General features: G+C 66.3%; 8 protein-coding genes and 1 riboswitch. Of the genes, 5 read left to right on the forward strand and 3 right to left on the reverse strand.

What is annotated here, in order from left to right; all coding sequences use genetic code 11:
• Positions 1 to 59 precede the first annotated feature (59 nt).
• Together pks2 and H0P51_RS12625 are read right to left on the reverse strand one after the other, a co-directional pair.
• Positions 60 to 6,269 (reverse strand): sulfolipid-1 biosynthesis phthioceranic/hydroxyphthioceranic acid synthase, encoded by a 6,210-nt coding sequence (pks2, locus tag H0P51_RS12620; protein WP_246398797.1) that lies wholly within the window; start codon positions 6,267 to 6,269, stop codon positions 60 to 62.
• A 168-nt stretch (positions 6,270 to 6,437) separates the two neighbouring features.
• Positions 6,438 to 6,806, reverse strand: a complete 369-nt coding sequence (locus H0P51_RS12625; protein WP_180918377.1) for a SpoIIAA family protein — start codon at positions 6,804 to 6,806, stop codon at positions 6,438 to 6,440.
• A 72-nt stretch (positions 6,807 to 6,878) separates the two neighbouring features.
• On the opposite strand from H0P51_RS12625, the gene H0P51_RS12630 reads away from it, so the two are divergent.
• The 5 genes from H0P51_RS12630 to H0P51_RS12650 all read left to right on the forward strand — a co-directional run bounded on the left by H0P51_RS12630 (position 6,879) and on the right by H0P51_RS12650 (position 14,234).
• Positions 6,879 to 7,466, forward strand: a complete 588-nt coding sequence (locus tag H0P51_RS12630; protein ID WP_180918378.1) for a carboxymuconolactone decarboxylase family protein — start codon at positions 6,879 to 6,881, stop codon at positions 7,464 to 7,466.
• Positions 7,467 to 7,586: 120 nt separating this feature from the next.
• Entirely contained in the window at positions 7,587 to 8,705 is a 1,119-nt protein-coding gene (locus H0P51_RS12635) for an NAD(P)H-dependent flavin oxidoreductase (RefSeq protein ID WP_180918379.1), read from the forward strand.
• Positions 8,706 to 8,869: 164 nt separating this feature from the next.
• Positions 8,870 to 9,040: riboswitch (M-box (ykoK) riboswitch) on the forward strand.
• 267 nt (positions 9,041 to 9,307) lie between these two features.
• Entirely contained in the window at positions 9,308 to 9,538 is a 231-nt protein-coding gene (locus H0P51_RS12640; protein ID WP_180918380.1) for an Rv1535 family protein, read from the forward strand.
• Positions 9,539 to 9,842: 304 nt separating this feature from the next.
• Entirely contained in the window at positions 9,843 to 12,953 is a 3,111-nt protein-coding gene (gene ileS / locus H0P51_RS12645) for an isoleucine--tRNA ligase (protein WP_180918381.1), read from the forward strand.
• Between the two features lie 66 nt (positions 12,954 to 13,019).
• The gene (locus H0P51_RS12650; RefSeq protein WP_180918382.1) at positions 13,020 to 14,234 is read left to right on the forward strand and encodes a peptidoglycan DD-metalloendopeptidase family protein; all 1,215 of its coding nucleotides are present in this window, start codon (positions 13,020 to 13,022) and stop codon (positions 14,232 to 14,234) included.
• Here H0P51_RS12650 and H0P51_RS12655 read toward each other — a convergent pair.
• Positions 14,224 to 15,189 (reverse strand): hypothetical protein, encoded by a 966-nt coding sequence (locus H0P51_RS12655; protein WP_180918383.1) that lies wholly within the window; start codon positions 15,187 to 15,189, stop codon positions 14,224 to 14,226. The genes H0P51_RS12650 and H0P51_RS12655 overlap by 11 nt on opposite strands.
• Between the last annotated feature and the right edge of the window lie 11 nt (positions 15,190 to 15,200).

A 15,200-nucleotide genomic window follows, 5' to 3' on the forward strand; every position in this document is an offset into this window, starting at 1 on the left:
GTTTTCGCTCCCTTCCGATACCGCGTGCAATCAGGGTATTTGCTGTGGCCGTCAGATCGTCACATTGAGACCGGAGCGTCTTGGGTGGGTGTGAGTTTCTGGCACAGTTGGTCGGCCAGGTCGCGCACGGTGGTGATGTCGGTGGAACTACAGCGGATTCCGGTCTCCGTCTCAAGGCGGGTGCGCAACTCGAGGTTGCCCAGCGAATCGAGGCCGTAGTCCGACAGCGGCCGGTCCGGGTCGACGCCGCGCCGCAGGATCTGGCTGACCTGATCGGAGATCAGACGTCTGAGCAAACTCGGCCGTTCGTGTCCCGGCAGCTTAATCAGTTCGTCGTGCAGTTGGGACCCGTTATGGCGGGATCCGGTGTTCAGCCCGGCACGGAACATTTCGGCAAACGGGCTGCGTTCGGCCAGTGCCTGTAGCCACGGCGAGCCTCGGCTGGGCGTGTAGCCCGTGTAGCAACGGGTGTGGCGCAGCAGGGCTTGGAAAGCGTACGCACCCTCGTCCGGGGTGATCATCGTAGTGTCACCGGTGTCGGCCAGGATCGCGCCGCGGCCGATCTCGGCCCAAGCGCCCCAGGCGATCACAGTAGCCGGCCAACCCTGAGCGCGCCGCCAGTGGGCGAAGCTGTCCAGCCAACTGTTGGCCGCCGCGTAGGCGCCCTGCCCGGGGGACCCGAACAAGGCTGCCGCGGAGGAGAACAAGCAGAACCAGTCCAGCGGTGCGGAAGCGGTGGCGTGGTGCAGATTCCACGCGCCATGCGTCTTGGCGGTCCAGTCCCTTTCCAGCAGTTCGTCGGTGATGTTGGGCAGGGTCGCGTCCTCGACGACCGCGGCCGCATGCAGGACGCCCTTGAGCGGCAGGCCCGTTGCCGTCGCTACGGCTACCAGACGCTGCGCGGTTCCGCGGTGGGCGATGTCCCCGCACGCGACCACCACGTCGGCGCCTGTGGTGCGAACGAGTTCAATTGTCTCCAGGTTTTTTTGGCTGGGCTTCGTGCGTGAGCTGAGCACGATTCGGCCAGCGCCGGCGGCGGCAAGCTGTTCGGCGAGGAACAGTCCGAGTCCGCCTAGGCCGCCGGTGATGAGGTAGGAACCGTCGGGGCGACACACCGGCAGCTGCTCCGGCGGGACCACCACCTCCGCCGCGGCGCCGGGGGAAATGTCCAGGATGAGCTTTCCGCTGTGTTCGGCGGCGCTCATCGCGCGAACCGCGGCGGCCGCGTCGGTAACCGGGTAGTGGGTGCGCTGCGGTGCGGGCAGGGTGCCGTCGGCAGTGAGCCGGTACACCTCATCCAGCAGTGCGCGGACCCGCCGCGGATGGGTGCGGGCCATTAGCGCCAGGTCCACCACGTGTAGCGAGATGTTGCGCCGCAGCGCGAACAGTCCCAGTTGAGTGTCTCCGTAGATGTCGCGCTTACCGATCTCGATGAACCGGCCGCCGAAAGCCAACACGTCGATTCCGGCGCGCTGGGCCGCACCGGTGAGTGAATTCAGGACGATATCGACGCCGCAGCCGTCGGTGTCGTGCCGGATCTGCTCGGCGAATTCGGTGCTGCGTGAATCGTATACATGATGGATTCCTATGTCGCGCAGTTTTTCTCGACGCCATGGGCTGCCTGCGGTGGCATAGACCCTAGCGCCGAAGGCGCGGGCGATCGCGATCGCCGCCTGGCCGACACCGCCGGTGGCGGAGTGCACGAGCACCCTGTCGTCGGCGCGGATCTGGGCCAGGTTATTCAGGGCGTACCAGGCGGTGGCCGCCGCGGTGGTGACAGCCGCGGCGGCAGCGTCGCTCAGTTCTTTCGGAAGTGGCGCGGCCAGCGCGGCGTCACAGGTGACATAGCTGCCCCAGCAGCCGCCGGGCGTCATGCCGCCGACGCGGCTGCCTATCCGGTGTTCGTCGACATCGGGCCCGACCGCGCTCACCACTCCGGCGAAGTCGAGCCCCAGCTCCGGCCGCCGACCGTCGAAGTCGGGGTAGCGGTCGAATGCGGCCAGCACATCGGCGAAGTTCACGCTGGACGCGTTGACAGCAACCTCGATCTGCCCGCGGCCCGGCGGTGTGCGGTCAACCTTGACGCACTCGATGGACTGCAGGTCGCCGGGCGTGCGGATGCGCAGCCGCAGGCCCGCCGTGCAACCGTGCACGGTGGTGGTGGCGCGTTCCTCGGGCCGCAGCGGGGCCGGGCGCAAGCGGGCCGTCCACCACTGGTCGTTGCGCCACGCGGTCTCGTCTTCTCTTGTGCCGGAGAGCAGCTGGTGGGCGACCATGGCGGAGTTCGTCTGATTGTCGACGTCGATCTGAGTGGGATGCAGGTAGGGGTGCTCGGCGCCGATCACCCGCAACAGTCCGCGCAGGGCCCCGTGGCTGACGTTGACGGCGTCACCGTCGGTGACCTGTAGGGCGTTGCGGGTCACGAGATAGAGCCGGGGCGCTGCGCCGCGGACATGGGGCAGTTCGCGGGCGATGTGGATTAGGTCGCGGATCTGCCCAGTGCCCAGCGGATCCTCGATGTCGGGCGCGGCGACGACCACCACGCCGTCGAAAGCTTTTTCGGCGAGCCGGGAACGCAGGTCCGCCGGATCGCCGGGCCAGGAGAGGGTGGTGCACTGGGTGTCGAGTCGGCACAACTCGCCGGACAGCCCGGCGGTGAACGGCTCGTCATGATCGGGGGAAAGGCTTACCAGCAACCAGTTTTGAGCTGTTGCTGCGACCTGGACTAGTTCGCGTCGGTTCCATTCGATTTCCAGTAGACGCTCACTGAGGAGGCGCTCACGATCATCGGCCTCGGATCGGCCCGTGCCCATCAGAAGTCCACGCACGGTCAGCAGCGTGTTCCCGCGATCGTCGAGGACGTCGATGTCGGCTTGAACGTCGGTGCCACACGCCGTCACCGTGGTGCGGCAGTAGCGGGCTGTGTTGGTGGGGGCGTGGACCCGCAGCCTGCGCACTCGCAGTGGCAACAACAAACCCGCGTGTTGTCGGCCTCGGAGCGCGGGATGCGCGGCGACCGATTGGAAGCAGGCGTCCAGCAGCGCGGGGTGCATCATGTAGCAGGCTTGCTGGGTGCGAATCGGACGAGGGGGTGTCAGCTCGGCCAGAACTGTGTTGGTCAGCCCGTCGGCAACATGCGCGGCCTTTAGACCTGCGAAACCGGGGCCGAACTGAATTCCTCGGTTGCTGAACCACCCTCGCACTTGTTCACCGTCGATGCGGCAGGGGTGCCTGGCCAACAAGATGTTCGTGTCAAGGGCACGCGGCGGGCTGTCATCTTCACTGCGATGCAGGGTGGCGGTGGCCCGCCTGATTTTCTCGCCGTCGAAGTCGGTCTCGACGGCGAACCTGGCGGTGCCGTCAGGTTCGACGACGGCGACGGCTCCGACTGGTGTTTCTTCGTCTAACAACAACATCTTGTCGAAGCTGATGTCGTGGACCTCGCTACGATCGCCGAATACCGCCGCGGCCGCAGCCAGGGCCATCTCGCAGAACGCCGCGCCCGGGACGGCGGCGACATCGTTGATCCGGTGATCGGCCAGCCACGGCAACGCTGCGGTGCCGATGTCGGCCTGCCAGGCGTGCCGCGGCGGCTCCTCCCTGAGCCGGACATGCGCACCGAGAAGCGGGTGTGCTGCGACGGTATTGGCGTTTTGCGTGGTCTTTCGTACGTCGAGCAACAAAGGACGGTTCGCCCACGCCGGAAGCGGCGCATCGACTAGTCGGCCGTTCGCATGCAGCACCGCGAAATCGACAGCGGCACCCGCGGAGTGCAGTTCACCCACCAGATCACACAGCCCGTGCCGCTGCTCGCGGCGCATGGCGGCGATGGCGGCCACCGGCACGTCCAGGCTGGCCGCTGTCTGCTCGACGGCGCGCACCAACAAGGGGTGCGGTGACAACTCGCCGAACACCCGGTGGCCATCCTCGCACGCCGCCTTGACGGCCGCGGAGAACCGCACCGCGTGCCGTAGGTTGTCCACCCAGTAGCCCGCGTCGCACCGCGGCTGCTCGCGCGGATCGAACAGGGTCGCCGAATAGTAGCGGAGTTGCGGCGTCTGCGGTTTCAGGTCGGCCAGCGCCTCGGCCAGCTCGTCGAGAATCGGGTTTACCTGCGGGGTGTGCGACGCGACATCCACGGCGACTTCGCGGGCGAGGACGTCGCGCTCTGTCCAGGTGGTCACGAGTCGGCGAACCGACTCGGTCGCGCCGCCGATCACCGTGGACTGCGGCGCGGCGACCACGGCGATCACGACGTCCTTGACGCCGCTGCGCGTGAGTTCCTCGCGGACCTGCGGGGCGGGCAATTCCACCGCCGCCATCGCGCCGGCACCGGCCAGCCTGGTGCACAATCGGGACCGGCGGCATATTACCTTGACGCCGTCCGCGAGCGAAAGCGCGCCCGCCACAACGGCTGCCGATACTTCGCCCAGCGAATGACCGATCACCGCGCCGGGCCGAACCCCGTATGCCTGCAACGCCTCGGCCAGCGCGACCTGCATGGCAAACAGGGTCGGTTGCACCCGATCGATGCCTGTGACGGTCTGTGGCGCTGTCATGGCCTCGGCGACTGAGAAGCCGGATTCGGCAGCGACCAGGGGTTCGGTGGCGGCGACGGTGGCGGCGAAGACCGGTTCGGTGGCCAGCAGGTGTGCGCCCATCGCCGCCCACTGCGAGCCCTGCCCGGAGAACACCCACACCGGTCCGTGGTGGTCGAGCCCGACGGCGGTGCGAAGCGGATCGTCGCTGTCGGCGAATTGGATTAGTGCGCTTGTGAATTCGTTGCTATCCCTAGCGATCAAGGTTTTGCGCACCGGCCGGTGGGCGCGCCTGCGAGCCAGTGTGTACGCGAGATCGGTTGCTGACGGTTGGTTTTCGTCGACCCAGGCCGCAAGTCGGCGAGCGGTCTCGCGCAGCGCGCAAGCTGAGCTGGCGGAGATGGTGAACACCCGCTGGTTCTCCGACCCCAAGCGTGACTGGGCTGCGCGCATTCGCGGTTGGGTTGCCTTCGCTGAAAAAGAGACCGGAGCCTGCTCGAGGATGGCATGCGCGTTGGTCCCCGACATTCCGTAGGACGACACCGCAGCGCGGCGCGGGCCGGCGCCGGGCCATGGTGTGATTGACCGCGGCACAAACAGCCCGGTGTCCAGCGCGGTGAGTTCCTCGGGTAGCTGGGTGAAGTGCGCCACTGCCGGAAACACGCCATGCTGCAGCGACAGCACGGCTTTGATAATCCCGACCACACCGGCCGCGGCCTCAGTGTGGCCGAGGTTGCTCTTGGCCGAACCCAGCGCGCATGCCCTGTTGAGTCCGTAAACCCTTGCCAAACTGCGGAATTCGATTGGATCACCAACCGGCGTGCCGGTACCGTGCGCCTCGACGAGGCCGACGGTGTCGGCGTCGACCCCGGCCGCCGTCAACGCCGCGCGATAGACGGCGACCTGCGCGTCCAGCGATGGGGTGGTGATGGTGTCAGTGCGGCCGTCCTGATTGGTCGCGGTGCCGCGCAATACGGCCAGGATCCGGTCGCCGTCGCGTACCGCGTCGGGCAGTCGCTTCAGCAGCAGCACGGCGCAGCCTTCGGAACGGACGAAGCCATCGGCGTCGGCGTCGAAGCTGCGGCACCGCCCGGTGGCCGAGAGCATGCCCTGACCAGAGGCGGACGCGAACAGCTGAGGCTCCAGCATCACCATGCAGCCGCCGGCCAGCGCCAGGTCGCTCTCCTTTTCATGCAGACTGCGACACGCCATGTGTACCGCGACCAAGCTGGACGAACATGCGGTGTCCACTGTGAGTGACGGCCCGCTCAGTCCCAGGGCATAGGACACCCGCCCCGACGCCATGCTCATTGCGGTGCCGGTGAACCCATACGCGTCACCCAGCGCACCCGCGGCGTTCGTGACGTGTGTGTAGTCGTCGTGGCACAGTCCGACGAACACTGCGGTCGATGAGCCTTCCAGCGACTTCGGTGGTATGCCGGCGTGCTCGACGGCTTCCCACGAGGTTTGCATCAGCAACCGGTGCTGCGGGTCGATCGCGGTGGCCTCGCGCTCACTGATACCGAAGAATTCGGGATCGAACCCGGTGACGTCGTCCAGAAAGCCGCCCCAGCGCGACACCGATCGGCACGGCATGCCCGGCTCGGGGTCGTAGAGTTCGTCGGCGTCCCAGCGATCCGGCGGAATGTCGGTGACCAGGTCGTCGCCACGCAGCAGTGCCCGCCAGAACTTCTCGGGCGAATCGACACCACCCGGAAGGCGGCAGGCCATGCCGATAACGGCTACCGGCGTGGCCGGGCTGTGGTCCAACACTGTCGCTCACCTCGTCGTAGCCGGGCGCAGCACCCGGCTTCGAGGTCATCTTTCCTGTTCAGTCGCGCTCGGCGGCGGATCAACGCGCCGGAAAAGGCCGGCCGTCGCAGGTTGGCAGGGCTGGTCTCAGCCCGTCACCCAAATCTTCGCGCTCGCCAATTCGTCGAGGCCGAACACCTTGAGCTCGCCAGGCACCATCCACGCCAGCGCGTGCAGCGTGTGGGTGACCCACTCCTTGTCGGTGACGACCGCGATGCGTTTGAAGGCCGAATGGTGCGGTATGACGAGGCCCAGGCCGAGCTTCACGTCCTCGGCGAACCCACCGGGGCCGAACCCCTCGTAGTCGGACTCGATAACCTCGAGGATCCGAACATCACCGGTTTTCAGCCGCTCCTCGATCGCCGGGCGGGCGTCGCGCAGTTCGTTGCCGCTGAGCCGGCCCGACACTCGCACACCCGTCACGCCGTCCGGCATGTCCGACAGCAGTTCGATCATCAAGGTCACCTTCTCTTCGCTGGCTACCATTGCGGTGAATACGACGGCGTCGTCAACCGAGAGTCCTACACCATGACCCAGTCCAGCAAGGCCCGTATACCGCTGCTACCCGTGGACGAGGCCAAGGCCGCAGCAGACGAAGCGGGCGTTCCCGACTATATGGCCGAACTCAGCATCTTTCAGACGCTGTTGAACCATCCGCCGCTGGCGCGGGTGGTCAACGACCTGCTGGCCATGATGCTGTGGCACGGCGCCCTAGACCGGCGGCTACGTGAGTTGGTAATCATGCGTATCGGCTGGCTCACCGAATGCGATTACGAGTGGACCCAGCATTGGCGCGTCGCATCGCGGTTGGGCGTGTCGGCCGAAGACCTACTGGGGGTGCGGGACTGGCCGGCTTACGACGGGTTCGGTCCCGCCGAGCGGGCCGTGCTCGCCGCCACTGACGACGTGGTGCGCGATGGCGTACTCAGTGATGCGAACTGGGCAGCCTGTGAACGCGAATTAGGTGCTGACAGAACAATTTTGATTGAATTGGTAACGGCGATCGGGGCGTGGCGGATGGTTGCGTCGTTGCTGCGAAGCCTGCGGGTGCCGCTGGAGGACGGTGTGGACAGCTGGCCGCCTGACGGCGTGGGGCCATCGGCCCCGTCCGCCTAGCTCTCCTCGGCAGCCTTTTCTCGTCTCGACGAACGTCGCGCAGCGCGAGGGCACGAAGGCCGAAGGGGAGTGGGACGTTCGGCGCAAAGGGTAAAGGCGCGAGGGCGTAGCGTCGGCGACATGCGAACCAGGGTTGCCGAGATGCTCGGCGTCGAGTTTCCGATCTGCGCTTTCAGCCATTGCCGCGACGTGGTCGCCGCGGTGACCAACGCCGGTGGATTCGGGGTCCTCGGCGCCGTCGCCCACAGTCCGAAACGCCTGGAAAGCGAACTGGCCTGGATCGAGCAGGAGACCGGCGGCAAGCCTTACGGCGTGGATTTGCTGTTGCCGCCCAAGTACGTTGGCGCCGACACCGGCGGGATCAACTCGCGGCAGGCACAGGACCTACTGCCCGAAGAGCATCGTGCGTTCCTCGACGAACTGATGAACCGCTACGGCGTTGCCCCCCACGCCGAGGACGAAGAAGCGATCAGAGGCGGCCTCAACATCTCACCCAAGGGCTATGAACCGTTGCTGGAAGTGGCCTTCGGCCACAATATTCGGCTGATCGCCAGCGCGCTCGGACCGCCGCCGCATGATCTGGTCGAACGCGCCCACAGCCAGGACGTGTTGGTGGCCGCTCTAGCCGGAACCACCAAGCATGCGCAGCGCCATGCCGCGGCCGGCGTGGACTTGATCGTCGCCCAGGGCACCGAGGCGGGCGGGCACACCGGTGAGGTGTCCACCATGGTGCTGGTTCCCGAAGTGGTCGACGCGGTGGCGCCGACGCCGGTCCTGGCGGCCGGCGGGATCGCCCGGGGGCGCCAGATCGCCGCGGCGCTGGCGTTGGGTGCCGAGGGCGTGTGGTGCGGGTCGGTGTGGCTGACCACCGAGGAAGCCGAAACCGTGCCGGTGGTCCGGGACAAATTCCTGGCCGCGACTTCGTCGGACACCGTGCGGTCCCGGTCGCTGACCGGCAAGCCGGCGCGCATGCTGCGCACCGCCTGGACCGACGAATGGGCACGATCCGACACCCCCGACCCGCTCGGCATGCCACTGCAGACCGCACTGGTCACCGACTCGCAGCTGCGGATCAACCAGGCTGCTAACCAGCCAGGCGCCAAGGCCCGCGAGCTGGCGACCTACTTCGTCGGCCAAGTCGTGGGCTCGCTCGACCGGGTACGGCCGACCCGGGCAGTCGTGCTCGACATGGTCGAGGAATACATCGACACCATCGGAAGACTCGACCGTCTGACATAGCGAACTCAAATGAAAATGTGACTTCGCACATACGCATGTTTTCGCAGCTCACGAGGCCTGAAGCTGGACAAACGCTGTCCGCGTCCGTAGCAGAAGCATAAAGATCACGAAACGGGGGTACGGCGCGTTGACCCAGCCCGCCCGGTGGTGCATCATCGGTCAGGCAAGCACCTCGTTAGGTGAGGCGGCTACACCGAACACAGGCCACTGACCCCGAACGTCGAAAGACGCCCCGGGTCAGGACAGCTCCTCCCGGCTTAAGGGTTGAGCCCAGGTGGCTTCCGGCTAACCGGACACGTCGGGTAGTGCCAAAGCTCTGACGAGAGGGGTGCGGATTTCCGGCGATCGCCGGATTCTGTCCTCCTTTTTGTGCGCGTAGGTCACGCGGAACGCCGCGTGACAGGTGACCGAGAGGAGGTGAGGGACGCATGAGTTCCAGTGGCAGTCCGGGTCGATATCCGGGCTTTGTTTCGTCCCTGACCGGTCTCCGGCACGACGCTCGCGGTTGAGCCGTTTGACTCGGAACCGTTGCGGGTCGGGACCTCCCAAGAAAGTTTCAAGCTCCCCCTGTCAACGTGTGATTTCCAACCGAGGAGGCGATCATGACCGCTGCACTGTACGACGAAGTTGTTACCTTCCCCAGTGCTCCCACGCTGCGCGTTGTGCGCGATGTTCCGGTGACGCCGGCCGCCAAGAAGACGCCGCGCGTCGACGCAGTCGCCGCCGCCGGCAGCGACCCGCTGATCGAAGGCGCCGCCCGGCTGCTCAGCATCCCGCTGCGGCACGTGTACGCCGCGCTGTGGCGCATCGGCGTACTCGAAGTTCAGGCGTAACGCCGTGGTTAGTGCGCTACCGGGGACTCCGAGGAGCTAACCGACTGCAGGCCCAGCCCTGTGGCCGGTTAGCTCCTCGGAGTCCTTTAAAATCGACACATTGGCGTAGATCCGGCTATCCCCGGGGAGCCTTCGGAAGAACAGCCGATCCGGCCCAGTAGAACCGAACGGGTAGGCCCGTCACAGCCGTCACGAGCGGTCACGCGGATTGCGTGGCAAGCGGGGTGGTACCGCGGCGTTCGCGCACCAGCGCATTCGTCGTCCCCGTGCCTGAAGCACCAGGGCACAACGGGAGCGCCGCAAGATGACTGAGAACTATCCGAAGCTGGCCGCAGGGACACCCGACTTCCCGGCGCTCGAACTGGAGGTGCTCGACTACTGGTTCCACGACGATACCTTCCGCGCCAGCATCGCCAACCGCGACGGTGCCCCCGAGTACGTCTTCTACGACGGGCCCCCGTTCGCTAACGGCCTGCCGCATTACGGGCACCTGCTGACCGGCTACGTCAAGGACATCGTGCCGCGGTATCGGACCATGCGCGGCGACAAGGTAGAGCGCCGATTCGGTTGGGACACTCACGGTTTGCCCGCCGAGCTCGAGGTCGAGCGCCAGTTGGGCATCACCGACAAATCCCAGATCGACTCGATGGGAATCGCCGCGTTCAACGATGCCTGCCGCGCTTCGGTGCTGCGCTACACCGATGAATGGCAGCAGTACGTCACCCGTCAGGCGCGCTGGGTCGATTTCGACAACGACTACAAGACGCTCGATCTGCCCTACATGGAGTCGGTGATCTGGGCGTTCAAGCAGTTGTGGGACAAAGGCCTGGCCTACGAGGGCTACCGCGTGCTGCCGTACTGCTGGCGCGACGAAACCCCGCTGTCCAACCACGAGCTGCGCATGGACGACGACGTCTACCAGAGCCGTCAAGACCCAGCCCTGACGGTCGGTTTCAAGATCAACGGCGGCAACCTGGACGGAGCGTACCTGCTGATCTGGACGACCACACCCTGGACGCTGCCGTCCAACCTCGCCGTCGCTGTGCACCCGGACGTGACGTATGTGCATGTTGCCGTGGGGGATCGGCGCTTCGTGTTGGCCGAGGCGCGGCTGGGCGCCTACGCGCGCGAGCTTGGTGACGACCCCGCGGTGCTGGGCACCTATCGCGGCGCGGATCTGGTAGGGGTACGGTATCTGCCGCCGTTCCCGTATTTTATGGACTCGCCCAACGCTTTTCGGGTGCTGCCCGCCGACTTCGTCACCACCGAGGACGGCACCGGCCTGGTGCATCTGGCGCCGGCCTACGGCGAGGATGACATGACCGTCGGCGACGCGGCCGGAATCGTGCCGGTCACGCCGGTGGACGCAGCGGGTCGCTTTGACTCGTCCGTGCCGGACTATCACGGCCAGCATGTCTTTGACGCCAATCCGCACATCATCCGGGACCTGAAGAACGGTGGCGGTGCGGTGGCGGTCAACGGCGCGGTGCTGCTGCGCCACGAAACTTACGAGCACCCCTACCCGCACTGCTGGCGCTGCCGAAACCCGCTGATCTATCGGGCGGTGTCGTCGTGGTTCGTGCGGGTGACCCAGTTCCGCGACCGGATGGTGGAACTCAACCAACAGATCACCTGGTATCCCGAACACGTCAAGGACGGCCAGTTCGGCAAATGGCTGCAGGGTGCCCGCGACTGGTCGATCTCCCGAAACAGGTATTGGGGCACCCCGATTCCGGTGTGGAAGTCCGACGACCCGGCCTACCCGCGGATCGATGTCTACGGCAGCGTCGACGAACTCGAACGCGATTTCGGGGTGCGGCCGGACAACTTGCACCGGCCCTTCATCGACGAACTCACCCGGCCCAACCCTGACGACCCGACCGGCTCCTGCACGATGCGGCGCATTCCCGACGTGCTCGACGTGTGGTTCGACTCCGGCTCCATGCCGTACGCGCAGGTTCACTACCCGTTCGAGAATCGCGACTGGTTCGACAGTCATTACCCGGGTGACTTCATCGTCGAGTACATCGGGCAGACCCGCGGCTGGTTCTACACCCTGCATGTACTGGCCACCGCTTTGTTCGACCGGCCGTCATTCAAAACCTGTGTCGCACATGGCATCGTGCTCGGTTCCGACGGGCAGAAGATGAGCAAGTCGTTGCGCAACTACCCCGATGTCACCGAGGTATTCGACCGCGACGGCTCCGACGCCATGCGCTGGTTCCTAATGGCCTCGCCGATCTTGCGCGGCGGCAACCTGATCGTCACCGAGCAGGGTATCCGCGACGGCGTGCGCCAGGTGCTGCTGCCGTTCTGGAACGCCTACAGCTTCCTGGCGCTGTATGCGCCGAAAGTCGGTACCTGGCGGGTTGATTCGACCAATGTGCTGGACCGCTACATCCTGGCTAAGCTGGCGGTGCTACGCGACGACCTGACCGCTTCGCTGGATGTATGCGACATCTCCGGGGCCTGTGAACAGTTGCGCCAATTCACCGAGGCGCTGACGAATTGGTATGTGCGGCGGTCGCGTTCCCGGTTCTGGGTGGAAGACGCCGAGGCGATCGACACCCTGCACACCGTGCTGGAGGTCACCGCGCGCCTTGCCGCGCCGCTGCTTCCGTTGATCACCGAGCTGATCTGGCGTGGTTTGACCGGCGCGCGCTCGGTGCATCTGACCGACTGGCCCCAGGCCGCCGAACTACCGGCGGATCCGGACTTGGTCGCCGCGATGGACCAGGCGCGTGAAGTGTGTTCGGCGGCGTCGTCGCTGCGTAAGGCCAAGAAGCTGCGGGTGCGGCTGCCTCTGCCGAAACTCACCGTGGCAGTGGAGAATCCCGGACAGCTTGAACAATTCATCGGGTTGATCGCCGACGAGCTCAACGTCAAGTCGGTCGAGCTGACCGACGCGATCGACACCTACGGCCGGTTCGAACTCACCGTCAACGCGAGGGTGGCCGGTCCGCGGCTGGGTAAGGACGTCCAAGCCGCGATCAAGGCCGTCAAGGCCGGTGCAGGAGTGGTCAACCCCGACGGCACCCTGACGGCAGGCCCCGCGGTGTTGCAGCCCGAGGAGTACAGCTCGCGGCTTGTCGCCGCCGACCCCGAGTTCACCGCGGCACTGCCCGGCGGCGCCGGGCTGGTGGTGCTGGACGGCACCGTGACTCCCGAACTGGAGGCCGAGGGCTGGGCCAAGGACCGCATCCGCGAGCTGCAGGAGCTGCGTAAGTCCAGCGGACTGGAGGTGTCCGACCGGATCAGCGTGGTGATCGCGGTACCCGCCGAACGTGCCGAGTGGGCGCGGACGCACCGCGATCTCATCGCCGGCGAAATCCTGGCCACCAGTTTCGAATTCGGCGAACCGGTGGACGGCACGGAGATCGGCGACGGGGTGCGCGTGCATATCGCCAAAGCCTGAACGGCTTCGGCGCGGTCCAGGCAACGGTAGGCTCCGGCCAGGCACCGCGGAAGAGACGGAGGTGGGATGCGGGTTCTCGGCCTGTTCCGCGTGCACAACGGCGAGGACATCTTGCCCCGCGTACTCGACTCTCTGTCTTGTTGGTGCGACGACATCTACGTGATCGACGACCGCAGCACCGACAGCACCCCTGAGATACTGGCGGGCCATCCGGCGGTGACTAATCTGGTGCGCGCGCGCCACGACCTGCCCGCCACGCCGTGGCTGATCCCTGAACCACCCGGGCTCGAATTGCTCTACCGCATGGCCGATTTCTGCCGCCCCGATTGGATCGCGATGATTGACTCTGATCAGGTGGTGCAGGCGGACGTCGACGTCCGAAGCGTGCTGGAAAACACCCCATCCGACATCGCGGCCCTGATGTGCCCGATGATCCCCACCTGGAACGACCCCGACTACCCGGAAATGATCCCGGTGATGGGACCCGCGGAGTCGGTGCGCGGACCGTTCTGGCGCTGGCGTCCCGGCCTGCGCGCCGGAACCAGGCTGATCCACAACCCGCACTGGCCGGCCAATATCACCGACCACGGACGCATCGGGCTGGTCAACGAGATCCATTTGGTGCACAACGGCTGGTCCACGCTGGCCGAACGCATAGCCAAGGTCGACCACTACGCCAAGATCGACCCGGACTGTCAGCTGAACTACGGTGTCCCGTACGACCGGGCGTTGCTGTTCGGCTACGCGCGCGACGAAGTCGATCTGCTCGTAGCCGACTATCGCCGCCGCTTCCGTAGTGATTTCGACCCGGCCGAACGCGGCGCGCGACTCCCGATCGATCGTGAGCAGCTCGCCGTTGGCGCCGGCTACGGATCCCGGGCCGGCGCCTTTCACCCCGGCGTCGACTTTGCCGCACTGCCGGGCACGCCCGTCTATGCCGTAACCTCCGGAACCGTCAGTCGCACCGAGGTTCTCGACGGCAGCGGCCTGCATTCGGTGACGATATCCAACGCGAATTTGGACCTCGTCTACGTGTTGCGGTCCGACGAAGCCCACGCGCTCGGTGCGCAGGTCGGCGCGGGCTCCCAGATCGGCACGGTCGGCCGCGAAGCCGAATCATCGGATGGCTACTTACATTTCGAAGTCCACCAAAATGGCGCGCACATCAGCCCGGTGCGCTACCTGGCCAACATGGGCCTGCACCCGTGGCCACCGCGGGGGCGTCCACGGCCGGTGTCGGGAACATACCCCGCGGTCACACCGTGCACCATCACGGTGTGACCAGGGCACGCGCCGACCGGATCGCCGAGCGCACCTCCTGCAAGATCTTGGCCGGATGCTGCTCGTCGAACACGCCTAGCCGGTTGTAGCGGTCGACACCGAAACCCGCGGACTGCAAGTGAATTCCGAACGGCAGTGCCAGCGTTCTCAGCGCTTCGAAGTGCAGGTAGGGCAGTACCGGCTGGCCGGCCACCTGCAGGCAGGTGCAGTGCTGCATGCCGACCGTCTGGGCGGCGAAGGTGTACGTGTCGGCGGAGTTGGCGCGCCGATGACCCGGCTCGGGTGACGCTGTTTCCAGCAGGGTGATCGGCACGCCCAAGTTGTTGCTGTCCGGGGAAACCCGCCACACTGCCTGGTCTCGCGGCGGCTGGGATCGGCGGCTGCGCACAACGGCGCGCAGGTCCGCGGCATCGATCCCGAACGATTCGGCGGCCGCGGCGACCACCAGGTCGAACTCGGTGCGGGCCCAGGGCGCGCAAACCTCGATGGCGTCGCGCTCGGAATCCATTACCGCCCGTGACGCCGCCGCCAGCACCACGTGCCCAATGCGTCGACCTATCGCCAGCTCACGCGCGTATCCGATCCGCAGGCGATTGGTGTAGCGGCCGCCGCCGATCACCAGCAGAAAGTCGAAATCCGTTCCGGTGGGTGCGAATTCATCGACCAGCCCGAGGTCGGCGCTCAGCGCCTGGATCCGTTGCAGCTGTGCCTGGGGTCGATCCAGGCGAGGAATCAGCCACCGGACCGCTCCGGCGGCGTCCTGGGTATCCACCCGACCGGCGGTGCGGGCCCGGCCGCGGTAGTCCCACACGGCGCTGAACTCGTCGAGCCACGCCAACCGCGCCACCAGGTCGAGGCCCGCAGGGACGCTGGCTCCGAACATGCGCACCAGCTCAGCCAGGGCCGGACGCGTGCACCAGAATTCCACCTCGCGGCGAACATCGGTCGCAAGCAACCCGGATTCCT

Origin of the sequence: Mycobacterium vicinigordonae, from assembly GCF_013466425.1 — a bacterium.
Taxonomy (GTDB): domain Bacteria; phylum Actinomycetota; class Actinomycetes; order Mycobacteriales; family Mycobacteriaceae; genus Mycobacterium; species Mycobacterium vicinigordonae.

Bases quoted from the DNA above. Each gene is read 5' to 3' on its own strand.
- pks2 (WP_246398797.1), bottom strand. From the start codon at position 6,269: ATGGCCTGCCGCCTTCCGGGTGGTGTCGATTCGCCCGAGAAGTTCTGG.
- H0P51_RS12625 (WP_180918377.1), bottom strand. From the start codon at position 6,806: ATGATCGAACTGCTGTCGGACATGCCGGACGGCGTGACGGGTGTGCGA.
- H0P51_RS12630 (WP_180918378.1), top strand. From the start codon at position 6,879: ATGACCCAGTCCAGCAAGGCCCGTATACCGCTGCTACCCGTGGACGAG.
- H0P51_RS12635 (WP_180918379.1), top strand. From the start codon at position 7,587: ATGCGAACCAGGGTTGCCGAGATGCTCGGCGTCGAGTTTCCGATCTGC.
- H0P51_RS12640 (WP_180918380.1), top strand. From the start codon at position 9,308: ATGACCGCTGCACTGTACGACGAAGTTGTTACCTTCCCCAGTGCTCCC.
- ileS (WP_180918381.1), top strand. From the start codon at position 9,843: ATGACTGAGAACTATCCGAAGCTGGCCGCAGGGACACCCGACTTCCCG.
- H0P51_RS12650 (WP_180918382.1), top strand. From the start codon at position 13,020: ATGCGGGTTCTCGGCCTGTTCCGCGTGCACAACGGCGAGGACATCTTG.